This window comes from Halocatena marina (assembly GCF_023276375.1).
Lineage (GTDB): Archaea > Halobacteriota > Halobacteria > Halobacteriales > Haloarculaceae > Halocatena > Halocatena marina.
This window is the reverse complement of record NZ_JALLPK010000002.1, coordinates 350,043-374,660: the sequence shown is the minus strand read 5'-3', so window position 1 is coordinate 374,660 and position 24,618 is coordinate 350,043. Positions and strand designations below refer to the sequence as shown.

The 24,618-nt window shown below is 53.9% G+C and carries 22 protein-coding genes; 11 read left to right on the top strand and 11 right to left on the bottom strand.

Going from position 1 to position 24,618, the window contains the following annotated elements:
• Window positions 1-31 precede the first annotated feature (31 nt).
• From MW898_RS20350 to MW898_RS20330, 5 genes are all read left to right on the top strand, one after another.
• Window positions 32-769: a hypothetical protein gene (locus MW898_RS20350; protein ID WP_248910144.1), complete on the top strand. Its 738-nt coding sequence runs from the start codon at window positions 32-34 to the stop codon at window positions 767-769.
• Window positions 759-917: a hypothetical protein gene (locus tag MW898_RS20345; RefSeq protein ID WP_248910143.1), complete on the top strand. Its 159-nt coding sequence runs from the start codon at window positions 759-761 to the stop codon at window positions 915-917. The genes MW898_RS20350 and MW898_RS20345 overlap by 11 nt, the downstream gene beginning before the upstream one ends.
• Complete coding sequence (locus MW898_RS20340) at window positions 917-2,434, top strand: sodium:solute symporter family protein (protein WP_248910142.1); 1,518 nt, start codon at window positions 917-919, stop codon at window positions 2,432-2,434. Before MW898_RS20345 ends, MW898_RS20340 begins: the two co-directional genes overlap by 1 nt.
• A 3-nt stretch (window positions 2,435-2,437) precedes the next feature.
• Window positions 2,438-2,623, top strand: coding sequence for a hypothetical protein (locus MW898_RS20335; RefSeq protein WP_248910141.1), 186 nt, complete (start codon window positions 2,438-2,440; stop codon window positions 2,621-2,623).
• Between the two features lie 903 nt (window positions 2,624-3,526).
• Window positions 3,527-4,288: an IclR family transcriptional regulator gene (locus MW898_RS20330; protein WP_248910140.1), complete on the top strand. Its 762-nt coding sequence runs from the start codon at window positions 3,527-3,529 to the stop codon at window positions 4,286-4,288.
• Window positions 4,289-4,351: 63 nt separating this feature from the next.
• Here MW898_RS20330 and MW898_RS20325 read toward each other — a convergent pair whose 3' ends face one another.
• The gene (locus MW898_RS20325) at window positions 4,352-5,581 is read right to left on the bottom strand and encodes an FAD-dependent monooxygenase (RefSeq protein ID WP_248910139.1); all 1,230 of its coding nucleotides are present in this window, start codon (window positions 5,579-5,581) and stop codon (window positions 4,352-4,354) included.
• Window positions 5,582-5,859: 278 nt separating this feature from the next.
• Here MW898_RS20325 and MW898_RS20320 point away from each other — a divergent pair, with 278 nt between their 5' ends.
• From MW898_RS20320 to MW898_RS20310, 3 genes are all read left to right on the top strand, one after another.
• The gene (locus MW898_RS20320; protein WP_248910138.1) at window positions 5,860-7,308 is read left to right on the top strand and encodes a YjiH family protein; all 1,449 of its coding nucleotides are present in this window, start codon (window positions 5,860-5,862) and stop codon (window positions 7,306-7,308) included.
• 111 nt (window positions 7,309-7,419) lie between these two features.
• Window positions 7,420-8,754, top strand: a complete 1,335-nt coding sequence (locus MW898_RS20315; protein ID WP_248910137.1) for a CoA-binding protein — start codon at window positions 7,420-7,422, stop codon at window positions 8,752-8,754.
• Window positions 8,755-8,966: 212 nt separating this feature from the next.
• Window positions 8,967-9,287: a hypothetical protein gene (locus MW898_RS20310; protein ID WP_248910136.1), complete on the top strand. Its 321-nt coding sequence runs from the start codon at window positions 8,967-8,969 to the stop codon at window positions 9,285-9,287.
• Between the two features lie 145 nt (window positions 9,288-9,432).
• Here the strand turns inward: MW898_RS20310 and MW898_RS20305 are convergent, their stop codons facing one another.
• The 6 genes from MW898_RS20305 to MW898_RS20280 form a co-directional block, all read right to left on the bottom strand.
• Window positions 9,433-9,831, bottom strand: a complete 399-nt coding sequence (locus tag MW898_RS20305; RefSeq protein WP_248910135.1) for an acyl-CoA thioesterase — start codon at window positions 9,829-9,831, stop codon at window positions 9,433-9,435.
• A 401-nt stretch (window positions 9,832-10,232) separates the two neighbouring features.
• Complete coding sequence (locus tag MW898_RS20300) at window positions 10,233-11,105, bottom strand: fumarylacetoacetate hydrolase family protein (protein WP_248910134.1); 873 nt, start codon at window positions 11,103-11,105, stop codon at window positions 10,233-10,235.
• Window positions 11,106-11,228: 123 nt separating this feature from the next.
• Window positions 11,229-14,303: an FAD-binding and (Fe-S)-binding domain-containing protein gene (locus MW898_RS20295; RefSeq protein WP_248910133.1), complete on the bottom strand. Its 3,075-nt coding sequence runs from the start codon at window positions 14,301-14,303 to the stop codon at window positions 11,229-11,231.
• On the bottom strand, window positions 14,296-14,475 hold the full coding sequence (locus MW898_RS20290; protein WP_248910132.1) for a hypothetical protein: 180 nt from the start codon (window positions 14,473-14,475) through the stop codon (window positions 14,296-14,298). The genes MW898_RS20295 and MW898_RS20290 overlap by 8 nt, the downstream gene beginning before the upstream one ends.
• Window positions 14,476-15,189: 714 nt before the next feature.
• On the bottom strand, window positions 15,190-16,155 hold the full coding sequence (locus tag MW898_RS20285) for an alpha-ketoacid dehydrogenase subunit beta (RefSeq protein ID WP_248910131.1): 966 nt from the start codon (window positions 16,153-16,155) through the stop codon (window positions 15,190-15,192).
• 2 nt (window positions 16,156-16,157) lie between these two features.
• Window positions 16,158-17,324 (bottom strand): thiamine pyrophosphate-dependent enzyme, encoded by a 1,167-nt coding sequence (locus MW898_RS20280; RefSeq protein WP_248910130.1) that lies wholly within the window; start codon window positions 17,322-17,324, stop codon window positions 16,158-16,160.
• Window positions 17,325-17,589: 265 nt separating this feature from the next.
• On the opposite strand from MW898_RS20280, the gene MW898_RS20275 reads away from it, so the two are divergent.
• The gene (locus MW898_RS20275; RefSeq protein WP_248910129.1) at window positions 17,590-19,050 is read left to right on the top strand and encodes a DUF3179 domain-containing (seleno)protein; all 1,461 of its coding nucleotides are present in this window, start codon (window positions 17,590-17,592) and stop codon (window positions 19,048-19,050) included.
• 177 nt (window positions 19,051-19,227) lie between these two features.
• Here the strand turns inward: MW898_RS20275 and MW898_RS20270 are convergent, their stop codons facing one another.
• The 3 genes from MW898_RS20270 to MW898_RS20260 all read right to left on the bottom strand — a co-directional run bounded on the left by MW898_RS20270 (window position 19,228) and on the right by MW898_RS20260 (window position 22,332).
• Window positions 19,228-20,313: a cupin domain-containing protein gene (locus MW898_RS20270; RefSeq protein ID WP_248910128.1), complete on the bottom strand. Its 1,086-nt coding sequence runs from the start codon at window positions 20,311-20,313 to the stop codon at window positions 19,228-19,230.
• 71 nt (window positions 20,314-20,384) lie between these two features.
• A complete protein-coding gene (locus MW898_RS20265; RefSeq protein WP_248910127.1) occupies window positions 20,385-20,555 on the bottom strand; it encodes a hypothetical protein in 171 nt (56 codons plus the stop codon).
• Window positions 20,556-20,790: 235 nt separating this feature from the next.
• Complete coding sequence (locus tag MW898_RS20260; RefSeq protein WP_248910126.1) at window positions 20,791-22,332, bottom strand: class I adenylate-forming enzyme family protein; 1,542 nt, start codon at window positions 22,330-22,332, stop codon at window positions 20,791-20,793.
• 217 nt (window positions 22,333-22,549) lie between these two features.
• On the opposite strand from MW898_RS20260, the gene MW898_RS20255 reads away from it, so the two are divergent.
• Together MW898_RS20255 and MW898_RS20250 are read left to right on the top strand one after the other, a co-directional pair.
• On the top strand, window positions 22,550-22,927 hold the full coding sequence (locus MW898_RS20255) for a hypothetical protein (RefSeq protein WP_248910125.1): 378 nt from the start codon (window positions 22,550-22,552) through the stop codon (window positions 22,925-22,927).
• Complete coding sequence (locus tag MW898_RS20250; protein ID WP_248910124.1) at window positions 22,924-23,166, top strand: hypothetical protein; 243 nt, start codon at window positions 22,924-22,926, stop codon at window positions 23,164-23,166. Before MW898_RS20255 ends, MW898_RS20250 begins: the two co-directional genes overlap by 4 nt.
• 18 nt (window positions 23,167-23,184) lie before the next feature.
• Here MW898_RS20250 and MW898_RS20245 read toward each other — a convergent pair whose 3' ends face one another.
• Complete coding sequence (locus MW898_RS20245) at window positions 23,185-23,925, bottom strand: IclR family transcriptional regulator (protein WP_248910123.1); 741 nt, start codon at window positions 23,923-23,925, stop codon at window positions 23,185-23,187.
• Window positions 23,926-24,618: the final 693 nt, after the last annotated feature.

The window sequence follows — 24,618 nt, the reverse complement described above, 5'->3', positions numbered from 1 at the left end:
GTTGTTATCAAATGACATAGTAGAGGATTCCGTGAGAGACACAATCACATCCAAACGGGTATTCCTGTATGGACTCTCGCTCGTTCTCATCGTCGGTCTGGTAGCCGCGCCGACTACAGCGCAGGAAGCCAGCCCTTCGATGATATTGAGTGACGCAACGATAGCGATCGATGCTGACAAAACAAGTGCTGTCGACGCTACGTACACATTAACCGTCGATAGCGTTGGAACTGGTGACGCCGCTTTACAGGCAGTCACGGGTACACTCTGGCTCACTGGCTCGTACTCTGTTCAGGACATCGCTGCAACCGTAGATGGTGAGACGGTTTCTGCAGACGTCGCCGAGAATGGACAGTACATGGACGTTACAATCCCACTCGAAGACGTCCAATCCGGAGACACCATCACGGTTGGTTTGACTTACACCGTGACAGACGCTGCAGGGCAACTGAAAGCACCGCTGTGGGTTCCTGAGTACCAAACTACTGGGGACGACGCGAGCATCAATGTGGCGGTGACTCTCCCAGACGGACAAGAAGTCCACGGCGCATCCTTCCCGAAGATCAATTCACAGGACGGTAACACACTCTCGTACGAGCTCCTGCATATGCCAGGGTTTGTCACATTTTCGTACGGTGCCGGTCCAGGTGGTATCTTTAACCTAGACAGTATCGCTTCGGCTGCTGGACTCATCCTGATCGTTGGATTTCTCGGGTCCTGGGTTGCATGGACACGCGGATACTTTACGGGAGGCAAGAATGTCGCTTAGTTTCGAAATCATCAAATTTCTGGCCGTCGCTAGTGTGTACATCGGCTTCACATTCGTGTGGGCGTGGTACAAGGGACGTCAGGAAGACACGACAGACGAAGAGGAGGATAATCACGCGGACGTAGCACCAGCCCGGGGAGGTGACTGATGGCGCTCATCACACTCAGTCCGGTGTTCATCGGCATTGTCATCATTTATTTCCTTGTTATCCTCGGGATCGGCTATTATGGCTACAAGACGACCAAAGACGAAGAGGACTTCCTCGTCGCCGGACGAAACATTGGCCCCGTTGTCGGAGGAGCGACGCTCTCGGCCTCTCAGATGAGTGCCGGGACACTCGTTGGAACGTTTGGTATCCACTACCTTCTCGGGTTCGGCTTCATTTGGATTTGGCCGGGACTGTGGGCAGGATGGATCGTCTCACTGCTCCTCGTCGCACCGCAAATGCGTCGGTTCGGACGCGTGACGGTTCCAGATTTTATCGCGGTACGGTATGGTGATGACGGCGCAAACGGTGATTACGCCCGTGCAATCGGTGCGTTCCTCATTGTCCTCGCCTACACTGTCTATCTCAGTGCACAGGTGACTGCTGGTGGACTTATCTTCCAGTCGCTGCTCGGACTCGCCCCCGAAATCGGAATGTTTCTCATGGTGATGACTGCGGTTGTCTACACCGCGATTGGGGGGATGCGTGCAAGCATGCTCACCGACTTCATGCAGGCTGTCGTGATGGCGGCAGGGGTGCTTGTTGCGATTCCCCTCTCGCTGCACTTCATCGGTGGACTCGGGACGATCAATGCACTCTTCCAGTCGTTCGAGCCGTCATTCGTTGGGAACTCACTTTCGACCAGCGAGGTTGTCGGATTCATGGCCGCATTTGGGTTCTCCATCGCTGCTGCACCGTATGAAATCACTCGAATCTACTCGATGCGCGATGAGAAGACCGTCCGACAAGCTATTGGTATCACGCTCATCTTCCAGACCATCATCGGAACGTCGGTCGCTCTCCTGGGTGTAAGCATGCGTGTACTGTTCCCCCAACTCAGCACACCAGATTTGGCAAGCGTCATCATGAGCCTGAACGTGCTCGGTCCAGTTCTGGGCGCACTGATGATCTGTGCCGTGTTCTCCGCCATCCTGAGCACGGTCGACTCGGTGATGATCGTTTCGGGTGCGGGGCTTGCTCACGACATCTACGGAAAGCTCATTAATCCCGAAGCGACTGAGCGACAGAAGCTTTGGGCAAACCGTCTCTCAGTGGGAGTACTCGGATTGATTCCGTTCGTGCTCGCGCTCAACAGTGGTCTCCTCGGTGGACTGGTCCAGTTGATCGTTGTCCTGCAAGCCTCGATGATGGGAGGGATGTTCTTCATTCCACTTGTCCTCGGACTACATTGGAAACGCGCCAACACTATCGGGGGAATCGCTGGCATGGTCGTCGGCTTTTCGACCGTTGTCGCTTGGCATATTGGGACGAACATCTATCCGGTCATCCCCAAGAGCATTTCAAGTGTCATCACGGATCCGGTCATTCCGGGCGTCGTGATGAGTTTCCTCACGCTTGTAATCGCGTCGTACGCCACGGGAAAGCCGTCGAAAAAGACACTCGAACCGTTCTTCGACGTCACCGCAACCGATGGTGGGCAAGAGGATCAGGAGCACTAACCGATGGCACCTTTCGATTCTTCACTCGCTATGACGGTTGTCGTCTTGCTTGGAATGGCGGTATTTTCGCTCATGCTCGGTATCTATCTGCTTGTAACGAATCCACCGAAAGATCGATCGAAGTTCGTTGGTCTTGGGAGCGAGAAACTCGGTGACGAGGAACTCGAACCGCTACAAAATAACGAGTGATTTTCACACTTCGTTTTTCTACGGACGCAGTGTCACGTTAGTCTGTCACACTTCAGTATGCTGTGGAGGAGTTACTGTAAAGTGTCCTCAGAGCTTGGCCCGTACTGATAATTACAGCAAGATATTTTGATCCAGGAGATCGACCTGGAACGCTATAACACGTCTAGGGGTGTTATTTCATTTACTGTATTCAGACATTATCTGTGAATTATAGAGTATCTTCTTTGAGAATAAATAATGGTGGTGAATTAGTAGCGAAGTAAGAGTGAGAGTTGTGATACGTTCGTTCGTGATTACATGAGGACAACATCCTCGATGAAAGTGAGACAGTTGCCGAAATGTCTCACTATTATCAGTCGGATTCGACTGGTCGATTGAGGAAACAGAGTTGTATAGTGAAATTGTAAGCACTTGAAGCAAACGATATTCCGAGCTATCAAATGAAATTGATGTCTTGTACTAATTGCTATTGTATTTCTACAACACAGATTTCTTCGAATCCATAACTGTACTAACTTCCTCGGTGATTCGCTGTGATCATTGTCTTCGTCTCCTACAACGTAAATGTGTAGATAATACGTCAGGATCGTATAGTATTTTACGATATATCCGCAATCATCATTTCAATATAGTATAGTAGATATGTTTGTTAAGGAAGATACAGACAGAAAAGACGGTGGTCGTTACAGCAGTACAATCGTAATTTCATATCGACGAAGAACACCACCACATACATTATGTATTTTATACAATTATATTTTGGCATGGTAATATAGAAAAATGTCAGAGGAATTCGAGACCACCTAACGGACAGTTCGAGGAGCAGCATTCTCGGAATAGCTGCCGTATTAGTTACGATATAATCGCAACTAACAAGTGCACCACTCAATCAAAGTATTGTATATGACATCCAACACACCACCACTCAAAACGGTCCAGAGAGCGTTCAAGATCATCGAGATACTCTGGAAGCAGACCAGTGTGACTCCAGCGGAACTCGCGGCACGGTTTGACGTCCCGCAAAGCACCATTTACGATTACGTACAAACACTCCAGTCGATGGAGTACATCACGAGAGTCGATGGAGAGTATCAGTTGAGTTATAAGCTGCTCGCCATCGGAGCGAGAGTCAAATATCGAAGCCGATTGTTCAGAGTCGCGCGCAACGAACTACAGCAGCTAGTCGCAGAAACCGGTGAAGTAGCGGACATCAACGTTGAAGATAACGGACGAGCAGTTATCCTTCACTATGAACGAGGTGAGCAAGCATTAGATCTCGGCATGTATCCCGGGATGCGAACACCGATCCACACACACGCATCCGGTAAGGCGATTCTCGCTCACCTCTCTGAAGCGCGAATTGACGAAATCATCGATACACACGGACTAGAACAAATGACCAACGCGACGATTACCAGCGTTTCGAGACTCAAGAACGAACTCGAACAGATACGGTCAGATGGATACGCTGTCGACTGGGATCAACAAGTCACCGGCATGGGTGTCATTGCCGCGCCGATTATCGCAGATGACGATATTCTTGGCGCTGTCGGCATCGTCGCGCCCAGCGATCGGATCCAAAACAATCCATACCAAAAGCAACTCCGACAGAAGATCCGGGAAGCATCAAGTACGATATCGATCAATTACAAGTACAGTCATTAACCTAATATTCACTATCCTGCTGGGCCTTCGTTGACGGGGATACCATCGGCCTGTGAGCAACGATCAGTAGTTTCCGGTCGAGACGATTGGCGGAGTTCCGCGGGGACCGTACGGTGCGTCATCGAGCCACTCACCAGCAGTCTCGAAGTGGTCTGCTAACGAGGCAGCCGCCTCCTTTCGAAGGACCGTCACCGGGTTTTCACCTTGAAGATACTCTAGCGCTTGACCGGCCGCAGTGAGGTTGAATTCAGCAGCCTTCTCACGCCGTGCTGCGTACAGCTCTACCTCGTCACGGACGACCGCTTCGGTCGTGGCGTCGATTGCAGCTGCGATCGCTGAGGCGGCCTCGTCAGCATCAGCGATTCCAGAGTTCATACCACGGGCACCGAACGGCGCCAACAGATGGGCTGCCTCACCGGCGAGCAGCACACGCCGGTGTTCGTCAACGAAGGCATCAGCCATCACTTGCAAGAAATAGTAGCTCGAAACCCACTCCAGATTATCCGCATAGCGCTTACCCATGATATCGCGGACGAACTCACGCATCCGTTCGTCACTGCAGAGCTCTTCGGGGTCGTCGCCTTCGATACACTGGATATCGAGTCGCCAGCCGCCAGCAAAGGGAACGAGCAGCACGTTCCGTCCATCTGCATCTGGGGCATCGTAGTGGAACATCCGCTCGGGCGGACGTGGATCGTCTTCGACTTCCCCAACGTCGGCGATGATGAAGGCGTTCTCGGATTGGTCGCCATCGAAGTTCGCGCCGATCTCGTTGCGGACCGTCGAGCCACCGCCATCGGCACCAACGAGGAATGCAGACTCCCATTTACGTCCGTCAGCTGTTCCAACACGGACACCGTCGGGAGACGTCGTTACAGTGTCTACCTCCGCATCCCAGTGAATATCAATGCCGACGTCGGCAAGTGCGTCGTGCATGTGCTGTTCGGTTACAACCTGTGGTATACTGGTGAAGTGAGGGATATCACCCGAACCGCCGGGGGAATCGTACGTCCGCGAGAACACCTCCTTTCCGCGAAAGAGCGTCCGTCGCGTCGGCCAGACGATTCCTTCTTCGACGAGGCCGGTTCCAAGACCCGGATGAATCCGCTCAAGCGTCCGGAGCGTCGATCCGTGAACGTAGATTGCCCGACTCCCAGATCGATCGCGGTCTGCAGACTCTGCTTCGAGAACCGTCGCCTCCACTCCCCGCGCGTGTAACGCTAACGCCGTTGTCATTCCTACCGGTCCAGCGCCAGCTACCAGTACAGACTCCGTTGTCGTCTCCCCGGTCATGGGAAAATGTCTTGGGGAAATGATGATAAGCGTTGTGGTCGCAACAATCCGTCGAGACTCTACTGAACAGCAGACAGTCGTTTGTTGATCGGCACGGCTATCAGATTGTACTGTGCAATGACACCAGCCTGTGAGAAATAACGGCTCTGCGGTTCAGAGCCCATCACAGAACCCAAACGGACACACCGTCTTACCCAACGCACATATTTATTACATATAGATTATCAAAAAATGTGATAACCAGAAAATTTATCATTCATTGCAAATATGGTCGATTCATGTTTGGTAGCACCACGTGGGAGAATGACGAGCATATGTCCGGAGAGAGCGCTGAAGCAGAGACGAAAACAATCGAGGACGTTAATCTAATACAAACACAGCTAAAGCCATTACTGAGATTCATTCTTGCATTCGGAGTTGGGTCATTCTTCTTTCTGTTTCCGATTCAGTGGGAAGGCCAAACGACAATTCCACTCGACGTTGTCGTCAATATTTTACAAGTATCGTTTCCGACCCTCCTTGAGTACTTCACGTTCGGTGTGGTGCTCACTGGCGGTGTCCTCACGAGTATTGCGATGGTCGAGCACCACGGAATCATGACGTTTGGTGATCGATTAGAGCTCGAGTATTGGAAGACATCCAATATTTTTTGGTTATTTCGGGTCACTGGGATCGTCATTGCAATTCCTATTCTGATCGGAAGTGGTCCGGAATGGCTCTTCAGCCAGAATACGTCGGGAATCGTCTGGGGAGGTCTCCTGTTGACAATCGCGCTCGTGATTCCAATCGGAGCGATTTTCGTCAATCTACTCGCTGAGCTCGGTGGACTCCAATTCATCGGAACACTCTCTCAGCCGGTGATGAATCCCGTATTCGATCTTCCCGGTCGTGCAGCACTCGACAGTGCAGCGTCGTGGCTCGGTTCGTTCAGTATTGGATACTACCTCACGCGGAACGTGTTTGACCGTGGCGGATACAACAAACGGGAAGTATTCGTCATCTGTACCTGTTTTGCCACTGGAAATCTCGGAACGGTCGGAGCAATCACCGCTGTGCTCGATATTCTCAATGTGTTTCCGGTTGTCGTCTTCCTGTACTTGATTAGCGTGGTTCTCACTGCGATTATTCTCGTTCGGATTCCACCGCTTTCGACTGTTCCACACGAATTCGTCACAGATCCGGATCCGGAACCGGAATTCAGCGGGTCGGTTCGCGACTATTTCCGATTTGCGCTCAGCGAGGCAGTCCAAACAGCTAAAGAAGGCGCTTCAATTCCACGATCGGCGTTTGTGGGACTCATCGAAGGATTGAAACTAACCGGAATGATGCTCGGAACGATCCTCACAATCGGGATGACCGCTGTGATACTCAACGAGTACACCGCAGTTTTTGAGATACTGGCGGCACCACTCGTCCCTGTATTGTCAGCATTTGGCATTCCAGATCCACAGATGGCCGCGACATCGCTGATTCTCGGTGGTGCAGAGATGTTCATCGGTGCGACGTTCGCCGTCGGAGCGGACATGATTACGAAAGTATTCGTCGTGGTCGTGGTGAGTTCACAGGCGATCTTCTTCGCTGCGTCGGCCCCAATGATGGTAGAGATGTTTGATGATGTCCCGATTCGGTTCCGCGATCTCTTTGTGTTGTTCGTGATGCGAACGGCACTCCTCATCCCGATCACTGCATTCTTAATCCACGCTGCCGTGTTCATTGGGTTTCTGTAATCGCACTAAGCAACTCTCAGGCGTTGGGGAGATCCCATCAAGAATGAGTACCTCTGGGATACGCACAACAAAAACCCTGAAGTTTATGACACAGTATTTATTCTACCGTGTATGAGCGTGGTAGACCTTTTCGAACCCGACGGTATCGCGGTCATTGGAGCGTCGAAAACACCGGGGAAACTCGGGAACGACGCGATGTCAAACGTTGAGGCCTACGACACCGAGATTTGTCCCGTGAATCCGTCCAGTTCAGGTTCCGTTTTCGGGTACGAGTTCGTCGACTCGGTCCACGAAACCGATGCGGATTTGGCCCTCTGCTGTGTTCCGGCACAGCTCCAGCCAGACGTTCTCGAAGAATGTGGTGAAGCGGGTGTCGGCGCTGCCGTGATCTTCGCTGGCGGATTTGCCGAGGCCGGTGCGAAGGGCCACGAACTTCAAAATCGAACCGAGAAAATTGCTGAAAAGTACGATATTTCCGTCCTCGGACCGAATACAGCAGGATATGCGATTCCGCATCTAGACTTGTACGGCTCTTTCGTCCCGCGTATTCGAGACGTTCAGACCGGAAGCGTCGGAGTCGTCACTCAGAGTGCTGGCGTCGGTATCACTCTGTCATTCCAGCTGGTTCGAGAAGGCTACGGTGTCTCAGCGATGTTTGGTCTTGGGAATCGGATGAACACAACGTTCGCCGACTTGATTCCGGTGCTCGACGACGATCCACGAACCGATTCGATCGTCTTACACGTTGAGGGAACGGAGGATATTGACAATCTCCTGAGCGTCTCTCAGGCGGCTGATACGCCGATTGCCGCCTTCAAAGTCGGTGAGCACGACATCGCCGACTTCGCTCGCGCGCACACGGCAGCACCCGCACAGGAGAACGCCCGCTATGAGGATGGATTCAACCACTACGGCTTGGTATCCGTCAGTTCGACAACTGAGCTGATTGATGCTGGGAGGGTTCTGGCCGACTCACCGACGCCAGACGGCCCGAATGTCGGGGTCGTGACGGCCCAAGCGGGCCCGGGAATCATCATCACGGATTATCTGAAGGGAACGAAAGCAACCTTCCCAGAGCTGATGAGCGAGACGCGAGAGCGACTGGACGACCTTCTCCCTGGAATCACGTACACAGAGAACCCTGTCGACACTGGACGACCGATGCCAGCGTTCGGAGAAGTCGTCGATGTCGTCGCACGTGACGAGAACATCGATATCGTTCTCGTCTACGAAATATACGAAGACTCGTTGGGGTACCCTGTCAACGAGTTGGAGGCACTCTCGGAGGAGGTCGAGAAGCCGATTCTTTTCACAGTTGCTGGCCCCGACCACGCGCTTGAAGACGAGCGTCAGCAAATGGAGGAAAGAGGGATTCCAACGTTCGATACGCCCGAACGCGGCGCACAGGCTGTTGCAGCGCTCATCGACTCTATTTCGGGCGACTAGTATCTGTTTCACGGTACAGCCGATCGCCGACACCAGTATCTGCCGGCATTCTTGGGGCTACCGAGCGAACTGTGTTCCCATCAGTTCCGATGAGAACGAGCGTCATTGCGACGCCATCGCTGTAATCGCTCTGTCCCAGTGAATGTCACCACACATACATAGATGCTTGCCACTACCATGAACTTTTACAGCCTGTCTAACAACGTGCCAACATGGTGTTCGAGACGAATTTGGAAACAGCGGCGGAATCTGCGGAAACCCTTCCAAGCGCAGAAGAAGCCCTAGATGAGCACGATGAGATCCCGCTTACAGAGCTATTCAGCGATGAGTTTCTGACCGAATACACAGACTTCGACACGTTCGATGGGATGGTTGCAGCGAGTCCTTCACCTGCCACCTCAGCCGACGAGCTGGAACTAGTTCCGGGCGACGAATGGAACGCATTCGTCGCCGAAACGACCGACTTTGAAGACGAACGAGAGATGTTGTTCGCTGTTCGTGACTATTGGGTTGCATCCCAGCTCGGGCTGTGATCGGAGGAATCAGTGAACGGTGGACGTAACAGGACAGTCACTGAATTCATACCAACGCTAATGACACACTCAACTAGCGCGAGTTAACTTCGTACGACCGTCTTCGGGTGAATGAGGTTCGAGTCGGCCGCGAGAATTATTCCATTCAACTGTCTGTGTATACTTCCATCGCAGTCCGGAGGTCATCAGGCAGTTCTATCGCACCACCGTCTTTCTGTGCACAAACGCGCTGTTCGTACCCTGAGAACATCACCGCCCCGTTACAGCGCGCGACGTACTCAAATCTGACACTCCGGGTGCTTAGCGACGGCGTCAGTTCGATAGTAACGTCATCACCGGCCTCGACGGGATTCTCAAATTCGAAGTTCATCTCCACGAGCGGCAGGCCAAAGCCACGTTCTTGGGAGATTTCCCAAAACGGAAAGCCAATCTCTTGCATGAACATGTCCGATGTCTCGTGGAGTGCATCCACAATGCGAGGGTAGTGAGCGATACCGAACGGATCAGTATCAGAGAACCGTACTGTCCAGACGCGGTCGTACATCTCAGTTCTCCTCCGTGTCGACAACCGTAGACAGCGCCTCATTGTCGAAGGAGGCTTCAATGTTCGAGACACCGGTGACAACAATACCATCGGGTTGCAACAATGCTTCGACAGCCATACTCCTCCGTTGACCCAAGACAATGATAGTGTTTTCGCCACGATCAGTTGTTTAGCCAAGAAACAGACTGCAGCTACGTGCAGTTTCTTGATGAAGACGTCTCCACCAACGTTTCGAGGGCCGCGCTCACTGAACCTTCTTATTCGATCTTCTCAATCTCGGCTCCCTGCGCTTACTCAGACAGCAGCATTGAACCTCCCATACAAACACGTATACACAGAGTGAGAATTTCCCTCGCTGTCCCGCGTGTACCGTGTTGAAGAAGAGGTGCTGCGCTGTTGGGTTACTGTCCGCCTTTCTGGACGTTCACGTCCTCAAAGGATAGATCTCGCTGTGTGACGCCGACCGTCATCGAACCAATGGATTCGATCTCGGCATCCACGGTGTCGCCGTCGTTGAGTTCGCTCACACCCGCTGGCGTACCCGTAGTGATGATGTCGCCGGTTTCGAGAGTCGTACCGATGCTCGCGTACTGAACGACGTCCGCGCAGGTGTAGACCATATCGCTGGTGTTCGCGTCTTGGCGAGTCTCTCTGTTGAGTTTCAGTTGCATATCCAGATTCTGCGGGTCATCGATTTCATCAGCCGTGACAACGCACGGTCCAACGACGGTGAACGTATCGTAGGACTTCCGGTTCGAGCGATCCTGGTCGCCACGGACCGAAATATCGAGCAGGATGGTGTAACCGAAGATGTGTTCCCAGGCATCGTCGGCGGGAACATCTTTGGTATCTTCACCCATCACGAACGCGAGTTCAATTTCGTGGTCGACGCGACGATCCGAGAACGGCAGTTCGATGCCGTGATCGGGACCGATAACGCTCGACGGCGCTTTCATGAAGTACCCCTTGTCTGTAATCGAGAACCATTCGTCGGTGGTGATGTCTTTGTCAGCAATGGCTTCTTCGATGTGATTCTCGTAGTTCAATGGCGCGGCGATGACCTTCCCGGGATACGCTACCGGTGAGCCGATTTCGACCTCACTTCGGTCGTAGTCTGGGTCAGCATCAGAGTACTCACTCGCGTCGTAGTCGCCGTTCATGAACTCGACGAGCGGGTCCTCGCTGTCGAGATCGAGACGATCTGTGAGATCGACGATACCGTCGTCGTCAGTCAACAGTCCCAGATAATCCTGGTTGAATCGGACAAATCGCATGGGGTTGTCTTTCGCCAGTAAACGTATAAATCATGCTGTTCGTGAAAATCTGTACCAATTCGATGACGGCACCGACAGGACCGAACGCAAGGACAAACAGATACTCGGTCGGACACCGATACGTTATCTCGGGAGACAGTGATCAAGCAGTTCGACCGGCGTCGGAGGCTCATCACGGTCCAGTTCAGTGCCAGTCAGCGAACTCTTAGCGGTAACTGTTTCGAGGCGCTCTTCACTGAGCTGCGTCCGACAAGACGTACCCGGTGCCGTGACGGCAGTCGCTCCACTCTCTTCGATCTGTTCGAAGAGTATGTTGCCGATGGATTTGCTCAGTGAGTAGTGCTCTGCTTCGTATCCAAAGCTTCCAGCCATTCCACAGCACCCCGAATCCAGTGGGTCGACGTTGTACCCGGCACGTCTGAGCACGCTAACCGCGTGGTGGTCTTTCTTGATTGCCTTCTGGTGGCAGTGGCCGTGATAAGCGATCGACGCAGCCACCGGTTCCCAGTCGATATTCTCATCAAGTCGGAACGTATCGACATACTCACAGACACCGTACGTGTTCGTTGCGACCGACTCGACAGCGTCTCCGGAGAGTAAGTCAAGAGCATCGGACTGGAACATCACGGCATCGGACGGTTCAGCGAGGATGACGTCCCACCCGTCTCGGACGCGTGGGGAGAGTTCCTCGACGTTGCTTTCGACCGTTTCACGAGATTGCTCGATAAATCCTTTCGAGAGCGCTGGTCTTCCACTATCAGTTCGCTCGGCGAGTTGGACGTGAGTACCCGTCGCTTCGAGTACTCGAATCGTCGCCTTTCCGACGTCAGTGTGACAGTAATTGGTGTAACTGTCGACAAAGAATATTGCCCTTCGTTCGGCATCGTCCTTGGAGATGTGTGATCCACCGCGGGTTTCGAACCAATCTTGTACCGTCTCGCGGCGAAACGACGGAAGCGTTCGCTCACGCGCAATCCCGAGCGTCATTTCTGCGACTGTTCCGGCCCCGGGGATCGACAGAGCGAGGTTCGAGAGCGGTGCAAGCGTGCTCCCGAACGGAGCCAACGTATCGAAGTTCGCAAAGAGCTTATCTCGAAATGTCGCGCCGTGTTCTTGATGACGGGCGTGCATGACTTCTGTCTTCAGTTTCGCCATGTCGACTTCGCTCGGGCAATCTCGGGCACAACCCTTACAACCGATACAGAGATCGAGCACTTCCTCAGCGAACTCGTCATCTGTCGGATCGTCGGGGACGTCTCCGCTCATCGCCTGTCGGAGCAAGTTTGCACGACCCCGGGTTGTTGTGATCTCTTCGTTGGCAGCGCGGTACGTCGGACACATGACCCCACCGGACGCTTCTTGGCTCCCGCGACAGCCGCCACAGCCGTGACAGAGCTCAACCATCCCTTGCATCCCGTTTTCGTTCTCCCAGTTGAGCGACGGCTCAAATCCCGCGTCGTAGACGTACTCATCATCGTACCGGAGGTTTTCGGTCATATCGTGATCGCCACAGACGTTCCCAGGGTTGAGCAACCAGTCCGGATCGAACGCGGTCTTCAGATTGCGGAACATGCTCCAGACGTCATCACCGTACAGCTTCCGGTTCCACTGCGTTCGTGCATGGCCATCGCCGTGTTCGCCGGATACGCTTCCACCGAGCTCGACAACGATATCAGTTACCGCGTCGGCAATGTCGACCATGTCCTGACGGTCGGCGACAGCTTTCGTATTCACTAGCGGGCGAACGTGCAGAACGCCGGGACCGGCGTGTGCGTAGAACGCTGCGTCGACAGCGCGGTTCTTCTCTACGAGAAGGGATTGAAACCGATCGACGAATTCAGGGAGATGCTCGGGGGGAATCGCACAGTCCTCAATGAAACTGATGTGTTTCTCATCAGACGTCCGCGAGAGAAGAATCGGGAGACCTGACTTTCGAAGCTTCCAGAACTGCTCTCGGTCTGACTCGCTGTGAGCTTCTAATCCGGCGAACGAGTACGTCTGTTCGGTTTCAGGATGATCGGATGGAGGATCCGTACTAGTAGCATCGTCAGAAACTCGGTCCGTGAGGAGTCCGGCAGTCTGCGACCGTCCGTGACTCGCGTCTTCGGCGTAGAACTCGACGAGCAGTCCCGCTTGTGCGCCATCCGGGAGAAGGGAGGCAATCGCTTCGAAGTCGGCGGTATCGCGTGCTAGTCCGATGAGCACGTCATCGATGAGTTCGACCGCCGCGGGATCGTGTTCGAGGACGTACTGTACGTCAGTCACTGCATCGAGTACGCTATCGTAGAACAGTAGCGACACTGCCTTCGTCTCGGGGAGCGGTTCGAGCGACACCGCAGCTTCTGTGATGACGGCCAGTGTCCCTTCGCTGCCCGCGAGGAGACGCGCGAGATTAATAGTCCCAGTCTCGGCTTCTTCGACAAGCACATCGAGGTTGTATCCTGAGACGTTGCGTTTCAGATCGGGAAATTGATCTCGTATCTCATTCGACCCATCATCGACGATGCGAATAACTTGGGCGTACACGCGCTGGAGAAGTGTGCCATCCCGATCGGCCTGCTCTCGGAGGTCGGAGAGATCGGTCTCACCAAGCGTCGTCACCGTCCCATCCGCCAAGACGGCCTCACACTCCTCAACGTAGGCATCGGTCTTTCCGTATTTGAGCGAATGCGCGCCGGTCGAGTTGTTTCCGATAGCCCCACCGATCACGCTACGGTCGCCTGCCGCAGGATCCGGGGCGAACTTCAACCCATCAGATGCGAGTGTGTCGTTGAGTTCTGCGAGCACGACTCCTGGTTGAACCCGGGCGCGACGAGCGGGAGCGTCGACAGAGACGATAGTGTCCATATACCGGGTGAAATCGAGAACGACGGCTTCGTTGACGGCCTGTCCAGCGAGGCTTGTTCCAGCTCCACGTGGGAGAACAGCAATTCCACGATCAGCGCAATAGGAGACGACCGCGGCCGTATCCGCCGTCGATATCGGAAACACGACACCGATAGGTGTCGCTTCGTATGCGCTCGCGTCAGTCGCATACATCTGTCTCGTGTAGGTGTCGAACCGTACATCGCCGTCAACTCGTTCACGAAGCTCTGAACCGAGTGTTGGCTGTTCGATATCCTCAGACGTGTGGTCGTAGTTCACTCTCTCATCGGAGCTCTCGACAGATGCGCCAGGAGGGACTGATTGGTTACTCATGTTCGAGCGAATCGCCGACTACCTTCGAAGCACCGAACAATCCTCCATCGTCTTTACACACCATCTTGTCTTGGTTTGGGTACTTACACAGTTTCTCGCTGCTGTTCAAGCGGTCGAAGTGCGCTCGGACGAATGGATTCGTCTGCGTGTTCGGGGTCTCGAACGCTGCCATACAACCATCTCGTGGCGCGTCGTACATAAACATACCAGCTGCTCTCATTCACAGAGGAACGCTTCGACGGCAGTCGTCTACGATCGGCTGCGTCTACGCTGGAGCTACTATCGGCAACGACGTTGGACTGCCATCACCTCGGTGGAGACGTTGAGCGCATCGAATATCGGTGGTTCGGCTATTCAGAGAGGGACCTCACCCTTCGATTCGTGGCGATGAATCTCGTTCAACGAGGCGGCAATGGCCACCGAACCCATACACACCACTATCGATGTGAATATCTCCCTGCCGGCGACGAGTTTCAGATGGAACTCCTAAAGCGAAAACACTGTGCAATGACGAACGTCGATGCTCACTGTGTGCATCATTTCGTGTGATACTTCGCACACGTGCTAGAATGTAATTATTTTCAACTTATTTTATGAGTGTCTCTGAATTCAAATTCCGATCCCGTGTTTCTGGTCGGTGTTATACGGTCCGTTTGCATTCATCTTTCAGGAACACAACTGGCATTAATTCTATAATAAAAGATAGACACACGAGGATCGAATAGTAGTTCATCCATCATAACTTCGATCGTGAGGTTTTGTGGGGTCGTGATGGCGAGTCTCGTCCAATCCGATCGTTTCTGCTCGCCAGTGGAGCTATTGAAAACGGACCGCCGTCACTAATTCGAGGAGGCGACAGTGAGGAGATGGACGTGGCTCCGAAGGCCTAGTCTGAGAGGGCCCGTTCGATGCCGTCGCGGATCCGTGGCGGATGCGGGACGTAATAGTCCTCCATCGACAGCAGCGGGACGGGGGTATCGAAGCCGGCCACGCGTTCAATGGGTGCTTCAAGATACATCAGCGCTTCATCGTTGATGCGGGCGATGATATCACTGCCGACACCGCCTGTCCGTGCGCCCTCGTGAACGATCACTGCGCGACCGGTCTTCTTTACTGACTCGACAACAGTTTCGGTATCCATCGGCGAAATCGTCCGGAGATCTACAACTTCCGCGTCGGCGTCAAGTTCTTCGACCGCCTTTAGCGTCGACGGCATCATCGACCCCCACGAGATGACGGTGACAGCCGATCCCTGTTTGCGGACGGTGGCCTCACCAATGGGGATCTCGTAATCGTTCTCGGGAACGTCGTCGCGGAACGAGCGATAGATGCGTTTTGGCTCCATGAACAACACCGGATCGGGGTCACGCATAGCGCTCAACAACAGTCCTTTCGTGTCGTGCGGTGTGCTCGGAATGACGAGTTTGAGGCCGGGAATGTGCGAGTAGCTTCCTTCGAGACTCTCTGAGTGGTGTTCAAGCGCACGGACGCCTGCACCGTACGGCATCCGAACCACCAGTGGTGCGCTGAGTTCGCCCCGGGTCCGCCACCGGATGCGGCTCGCGTTCGTCACCAACTGATCAAACGCTGGAGGTAAAAAGCCAGAGAACTGAATCTCCGCGACTGGCCGGAAGCCGTACATCGCTAAGCCGACTGCACCACCAACGATAGCGATCTCTGAGAGTGGAGTGTCGACGACGCGATCAGTCCCGAACGTTTCGAGTAATTCATCTGTCGCCCGGAAAACACCACCACTCTTGGCGACATCCTCACCGAAGACGAGGACCCGTTCGTCGGCTTCCATCCCTGTGTGTAATGCATCGTTGACCGCCTCTACCATTGTAGCTCGCATAATTATCCTTTTGGCCGCTGTTCGATGTAATCGTACATCTCTTGCTGACGATCCAGCAGATCATCGAATTCCGTGAGTTGTCGGCGCAGTTCGGGTGTCATCTCCTGGTATACGTGGGCGAACATCTCTGAGACGTTCCGTTTTTCGAACGCGTTGGCTGCTTCTAACGCTGCGGAGAATTCCGCTTCGATCTCCTCGACGATAGCGTCGTGGTCGATACCGTCCCAGAGCCCTTCTTTCTTTAAGAATGAGCGGTACCGTTCGATCGGGTCGAGTTGCCCCCACGCTTCAACTTCGTTGTCCTCGCGGTACCGCGTCGGGTCATCGCTAGTGGTGTGGGCGTCGAGCCGGTAGGTGACCGATTCGATGAATACGGGCTTGCCCGCTTTGACCCGCTCACGAGCTTTCGAGACAGCTTCATAGACAGCGAGAACGTCCTGACCGTCGACACGGATCGCATCGAGTCCGTATGCCAGTGCCTTCTGAGCAAGTGTGTTCGCGCCAGTTTGTTCGGTAAATGGCATGGAGATCGCGTACTGGTTGTTCTGACAGAAGAACAGGGCTGGCAAGTCTAACGCGCCTGCTAGGTTAATACCTTCGTGGGCAGCGCCGGTACTCGTCGCACCGTCGCCAAGATACGCGACAGAGATAGCGTCGTTGTCGGCAATGCGCATTCCCCAGGCGACGCCCGACACTAAGGGAAGTTGTGATCCGATTGAGATGGCGATCTGGCAGTTGTGCTCCGCGAAGGCTTTCTGTCCTTCCTCGATACCGCGCCAGAACAGTATCATGTCTTTCATCGACGCACCACGCATGAACATGGGCGTCCACGCCCGCCCGACGAAGAGCCAGTCGGCGGGTTGGAAGGTAAACGCGCTTCCGATGATGCTTGCTTCCTGCCCACGGGTAGAGGCGAAGGTTCCGAGTTCGCCGCGGCGCTGGATGTTCACCATCCGACGACTGAATACGCGGTCAGTCAGCATCCAGCGATACAGATCCCTGAACTGCTCGTCGTCGAGGGCTGGAACGGCCGCTGCTTCGTAGCTCCCGTCTGGAGCGACGATCTGGTGAGTTGGAATCTCAAGATCGGTTTGTGTGAGAAACCGCATCCCGGCACCGTGACGCACCGAATCGGGAGGTGTTGGGGTTGATGACTGCTGATCACTCATTCGACGATCTATCTATTGTGAGCACCCACTAATAAAATCGAGGGGGCCGCGTGGCGTCCACAGTCCCGTTTTACGCACAAATACACCGGCAGGAGACGAAAACCGACGGTACAACCAGTGATACCCAGATCGAGAATATCGAATAGTTGCTGATCACTGTAACGAAACGACATGGACAGAGAATTGATATCAACAAGGGACAGAACTGACGGTCGATTAACGGACAGATACTTTTTAGCATCTGTTCCCAGAAGTATGAAACTGGATGTCAAACGAGACTACGGATAGTTCAACTGAGCGACTTCATCGGCTCGTCGACCAGCTACTAGTCCGCGACGCCAACGCACACGCTGCTGCCATCGAAGAGCTCACAGAACGCGGAGACGAGCGAGTAATTCCGCACCTGCTCGAACTATTGGTCATCGACAGTATCGCCAACGACTGGGAACAGTTCGGCTTTCCGGCTGTCCTCCGAAATCACGACCCACCACGGTATCTCGAACTCCCAGCGGTGTCGTGGCCAGGGGTAGCCGACGCACTGGCGATGCTCGCCGAACCAAACTTCGACTCTTCGCACGCGTGGGTCGAGTGGGAGTCGTGGTATTCCCAACAATCAATCGAACCGCTGTCGGGATTCGACGAGTGGAAACTCCAACTTTATCACTCGTATCTGCCACCCGTCGGTGGATTACTCGACTGTACTCCTCGATCGTTTGACCTGCAGGAAATCCGCTGGGGGAACTGCGATCGGTCGTTTCTTGCTGCGTTGAATGGTCCCGACTTCGTCGCAAGCGAGGCGGTTGATGCTGGCGATGCGACCACTGCAGATCAGCGTCAGGACATCAAAAAGACGAATTTCGAGCGATACCTCAAAGACGACGACATCGTGTTCGGTTTTGAACTCGGTGGGGTACAGTACGCTGTTCCTCGGTGGGTACTGTTTCCGCATGAGCTGCTCAATGCCGAGCTACAGGATATCCCAGTGAGTCTCACTTACTGTACGCTCTGTAACGCCCCGATCCTCTATGACCGGCGCGTGGAAGACGAGACACACACCTTTGGTAGTTCAGGGATGCTCGCCTCAGGAAACAAGGTGATGTACGACGAAGAGACAGAGACACTGTGGGACCAACACGCAGGCGTTCCGATAGGCGGTCCGTTCCTCGACAGCCATCCGGATCTCGTTCTCGATCAGTTCCCGATCACGCAGACCACGTGGAACGAGTGGAAGACTGAGTATCCCGAGACGCTCGCACTCGATATCGAGACAGGCTTCGATTACGACTACACCCAGTATGACGGTAATATCGGCTTCTTCGAGCACTACTGGAATAAGGAAGAAATCGTACAACCAGGCGTACACCGCGAGGACAGCACATTACCCGAGAAGGCAGACGTTTACGGACTCCCGTCGAGCGACGGGAGTGAGGTGTGGGTGGTGCCGGTCAGTGCGGTGTCGGAGTCAGGTGTCGTCGCAAGCGAGGCCGACGGTCGGGACATCGTTGCAGTGCTCGATGCGACAAGCGACGTGGCCGTCTACAAAGCACCGCCTCGACCGGTCGAGCGGGTCGACGACGGCCTCATCGACGCCAATGGAACGCTGTGGTCGGTTACTCGAACCGAACTGGTCTCGACCGGAGGCGATACCCGGAAACGAATTCCCGGACGTCACGGCCTCTGGTTCGCGTTCCGGACTCACTACGACGACGTGCATATCGTTCAATAACACGACGTGCACATCACCCTCGGTCGCCAGCCTGTTTTCTCCATCACGACACATGAGATGTAGGCTTTTGCTGAGTGATACATGATGACACACCTCCTCTTTTATCCAAATATACAAACACATAGGAAGTGAATATTTTTATAAGCTGCTACAGCTGTCAGTGTGCCATTAAATCGTTTACGTCGATGGTTCGGCTTCCGCGTAGAAGTTGAACGCTTCGAATACAGGACGGTCCGTCATCCCAAGGAGGAGAGCCTCGTCGTCCGGTTCGTGGTGATGAGTCCCATCCGGTGGGACGACGAAGATGTCCCACTGACCCCATTCCAGCGCCTCGCCATCGACATGTGTCACTCCTTCTCCCTCGATGACAAAGTAGACCTCTGTCGCGTTGTGAAAATGCGGGTCGGTCGGTCCATTGTTCAACAACTGCGCACGGAACGACATCGTCGGGAACAGCGGTGGTTGTCCGGTTGCCGGGTTGACGTACGAGAGGCAGTAGCCGTCGTACGGGTCAGGTTCGTCGTTGTCCGCTCGCTGATGGAGTGTCTTCAAAACGTCGCTCCAGCGAAAACGGTACGGCGGCGTCGCCTCGCGGATTCCATCGAATGGACCGGGGATGGAGTTATGTTTCGACTCTTCGGCAGACCGGGCGCGACCGTACTGAGAGTCCCAGTAACCCTGCGTCTTCGTGACAGGTTGCCGTTCGAGTTCGTGATTCTCGAAGACGTTCTTTGCGTTCATCGAGTCGAGGATGAGCGGGAGGTCGAGTACATCGAGCCATGCGGCCGTCTCATCGGAGTCGTTGACGTGGTCGTGCCACTCCCACTGTGGCGTCGTAATGAGATCGTTGTTCTCCATCGGGAACTCCTCACCCGCGACAACGGTTTTCATATCCTCGTGGCCGTCGATAGTGAATCGAAGGGCGTTGGCACCGTGTCGATGGGCGGGTGCCGTCTCACCGGGTGAGACGGTTTGTACGCCGACATAGATAGTGTTCGAAATCGCGTTCCCGAATGCGGCGTTGATAGGGACGGCGACGCGGCGCTGGAATCCTGGCGGTAAGTCGGCGATTGGGACGTCCTGCTCGATGCTGTCGATGACAGTCTGGATATCGTCCCACTTCCAGATATCCGCTTGGAGATCGTCGATGACGTTTCCGAAGTCATCTTCGACCTCCCATAATGGACGGAGACCATGCTTTTCGAGAATACTCCTCGTGTTGGAACTCAGCTCCAGGAGTTCCTCTGGCTCGTTCTGGGCCATATCATGTTGTTAGCACAAACCACGATAAGTGTGTTGGCGGTCTGTGCCAACACGAGCGCAACTGCGTGGCTCTACACTTGGGCATCGAAGATGTCGCTGGAACGGAACACCGACCGACAGTCTTCACAGACCATCTGTCGTTGGATGGCATACTCCCAGAGTTTCCCACCACAATCTAGGCAATCGAAGTGTGCTTGGACGAATGGATCCTCCTCAGCGTACGGATTCTCGAACTCGGCCATATCACGATGTGACAGTGGAAACGCTAAATACATGTCGCCCCCGTCAGTTGGATACCGAACATCGGTCGAGCATCTTCGGCAAAGTACACCGCCAGCGCAGCGCGGAAGTCGTTGAGAAGTACTATCACCTGTATGAACCCAGCCCTGTTATTCGTATCGCGGACAGCAACAAACAGAGGATATCAGCGTCCATTTGATGACACGGAGAAGCGACCGGAACGGTCGAATTGTCACATTATTCGAAGTGCTTTCCGATAACGCGCGAGCGCTCGACGGTCCCCGTGTCAGTTCGAGGGAGCGGTTCAATCCGAAGTGCGTACTCGCGGGGCCGCTTGTAGTTTGCCAGTGATTCATGTGACTTACAGTATATATCGATGTCGTCGTCGTCGACGGTGCCGTCAGTGACGACCACAGCAGTGACTTTCTTCCCCCAATAGTCGTCGTCGAGACCGAAAACGAGCACTTCATCAACTGCGCTGTGCGACTCGATCGCCCGTTCGACTTCGGCCGGATAGATGTTCTCACCGCCGCTGGTGAACATGTTGTCGACACGGTCGACAATACAAAGATAGCCGTCTTCGTCGATACAAGCGACGTCCCGCGTTCGGAGCCACTCGCCGAAGAACGTCTTCGCCGCTGCTTCGGGATTATCGAGGTACCCGTCAGGCATGCCCGGTCCGCGAGCGATAATCTCCCCGCGTTCTCCGGCGTCTACCGTCGCCTCCGGGTCGGGATGCCCGGTGATCGGGACCGTCTCGACGACACGAAGCTCCCACGAGAACGACGCTTTCCCGATCGTCCCAGGGTGATCAGACTGAGCCGAGGGATGAGCAAACGTCAGATTCGGCCCACCTTCGGTCATTCCGTACGTGTTGTAGAAGCCTTCGGAGAGATGTTCCGTGGTGCGTTCGATTAGTTTCTCAGAGACGATTGCCCCGCCCGTTCGAATGTACCGGAGCGAGTCCGTTTTGGTTGCCATTTGTTCGTACGCATCGTTGATTTCTTCGAGTTGGATCGGTACTGCTAGCAGTCCGGTCGCCGTGTGTCGTTCGACGAGTTCGAGTACCTCTTCGGGATCGAAGCATGCATGAAGTACTGTCGTCGCTCCCGCTAACCAATGGGGGAACAGCCACGCGTCGGAGGTGACCATGTGGTACCACGGCGTCGTCACGATGGCGATGTCGGTCTGATTGATGCCGTGCTCCATGACACCCTGATAGGCACCCAGCCACATCTGTTCGCCGTCGAAAGCGACACCTTTTGGTTGACTCGTCGTTCCGCTGGTGAAGAACACGTTTGTCATCCCGTCCATCGGGAGATCGGCGTACTCCGAATCTGGTGCGGCGTCGAGCATTGGCTCGTACGACTCAACGCTAGCAGCGTCAAGGTCGGCGTTACCGGCGTGGAGTGCAAACTCGAAATTGCCTCGGTCGAGCATTTGGAGGGCTGTCTCGGCGTTAGCGTCGTCGAAAAGCAGTGCTTTCGCGTCTGCCGACTCGGCCATCGTGATTAGTTCAGCAGTCGTCCCTCGATACGGGAGTTGCACCGTCGGAACCTCGCGTTTGTGTCCAGCAATCATCGACTCTGCCGCCAGCGGACTGTTCAGCGCTAGAGTCGCACACGGAGCAGTGCCAACACGCTCTGTAAGGACGTTGGTCAACTGCGTGCTCCGACGGTCGAACTCATCGTAAGTGAACTCATGACCATCGCTGGTTACGATTGCGGTCTTATTTCCATGTACCCGCACGGTCCGCTTGAACCCATCTACATACTTCATAGCTGACTAGAGTATGTTATTTAACATCATCATGTGAATATAATTGTGTCGGTTATTGTAGCGGAATTGATGGCTACCTCACAAGGGAAGAGTCCGCCGCTGCGCGTTCGAACCAATCACGCTTTTTCGTTGGTTCGTCGAACAGGCTGTATGGTCACCGAACACGACTGTGTCCTCGACGGTTCACTCATTTTGCGGGTGAAGCCTGCATTCATGATTGCAGCAATCGGAATGTCGGGCTTCGGCGGACTTCTCGCATCGACACTCTCTGTCACTCGCGGCTCTCCACGCGGGAACGGTCGGGACGGCTCTCTACTCCGCACACGTTGTCGACGAATACGTCAATGCACACATCCATGGAGAAGAATCCGATCGGGATCGCGCTTGCACTCGTTGGCGGGGATCTCTGCCAACACCACGCACTCCGGCTGTCATTGGTATTACAACGATTTTCATCGTGGTGTTGGCCGCGATCAAGGCATCCATCGACCGACTCGACCTCGTCTTCGACTGGTCGATAAACAAACGAACCGTCCCAGCAGCGCTTGGTGAGCGACGAGCAACACTGGTGAATGGATTCTTGTGTGCTGTATGATAGATCTCATTTCCGGTTGGGTCATCTCGTTTATCCGCCCAGCTGCATCCCTCTTCGCGGTCTCTGTCCTGGTTATCGGAGTCGTCCTCGCCCGCAGAGCGTCAGCTGAACGGGTCATTCGACTGCAGATGGGTCTTGTCTACCCGCTTGCGACAGTACTATTCGACGCCGGTTGCGTCGTAACCAACTGTGTCGTTGAGACGAATACCATCAACCTGTTGGGTGGTATTAGATGGTGAGAAATGCTCTGCTCGCAGCTAGCTGTACACGAAATTCAGTTCGATGTCATTTCTGGCGGCAAAGAGTTCTTCGGAGAGTTCAGTCTCACACCGTTCCTGTGTCACCCGGTGTGCAGGGCCAGCAATTGCGAGCGCCCCCAGAACTCTCTCGTCGAACAAGAGTGGTACACTGATGGCGTGAATCCCTTCAAGATCCTCGCCTAAGTTCAGCGCGTATCCTCGCTCGCGTATTTGTTCGAGTTCCGCGCGAAGTTCGTCAGGATCGGTCGTCGTGTTTTCTGTCCTGGCAGGGAGACCGTGGCGGTCGATTATGTGATCAACCTCTGTCTCAGAGAGATGTGCGAGAATGGCTTTTCCACCGGAATGACAGTGCATGTACGCCCACGATCCAATGAGAGTGTTTTCGTTGATGTCAGTGTCGCCTGCATGGCCGTAGAGATACATCATCCGCCCGTTCTCGTGCCCGATGAGCCACACCATCTCTCCTGTCGCCTCGACTAATCTATCGACGACCGGTTTTGTGGCGTCGTACACTTCAGACTGGTTTCGAACGTACTGGCCGTAGTTGAAGAACTGGAGACCAAGGCGATAGACCGTTCCGTGTTTGACGGTGAACCCATACTCGCACATCGTGACGAGATGGTCGTAGACGGTGCTCTTCGCCAAATCAAGCTGATTTGCAATTTCCGTAACTCCTGCCCCATCTACCTCACGGAGATATCCGATGATGGACAGCAGGGTTTCGTCTGATTTTACCATGCTACGTTCGCTGTGACCAGAATTCATATGTCCGTTGTAGAAGTGCTCCTACTAAACATACGGGGATCAGAATATGCGAAACAGCAACATCACCGCTGCTTTGCCACTCTTCAGGTGTTTGGTGACACCGAACCAAGAGAATGTCTATGCACACTGTGTCCGTCGAAATCTGCTGAACTCAAATAAATGAGAGTGTTTTCTACACAATGAATTATTTTGTTGAATTATGTTTTGTCACACCGAACAGTCGAATTAATAGTAAGCAGTTACAACGCGACGATTGTAACGGATGAGAGAATATTGAGCATGGAGATGACTCAGAAACGTCTCTTACAACAATGAAGTTATAACGTACTCACGAAAGCGTCTCTAACAGATGTACACACTGGAACGAATCTCGAACTCAAAAGAGTGCGAGAACCAACTGCTCCCACGACTGAACCTGAATTACATCAATACAACGTGTTCTGTATTTGTTCTCTCTCATCGAACGGAAAGATGCGTGTAGAATGAGTACAATAGTATAATCTCAAAATGAACTGTTACATATCATAGTTATTTGTTTTCTTTTTCCTCGAATTGCTATTGAAGTGTCTGGAGAGGATCTATGAGAAGATTCGGTGAGACCGAACACACTAAGTGAGAGAGTAGTCTCACTTCCATCGTCATAATTTCATCGTCCGTCACATTTAC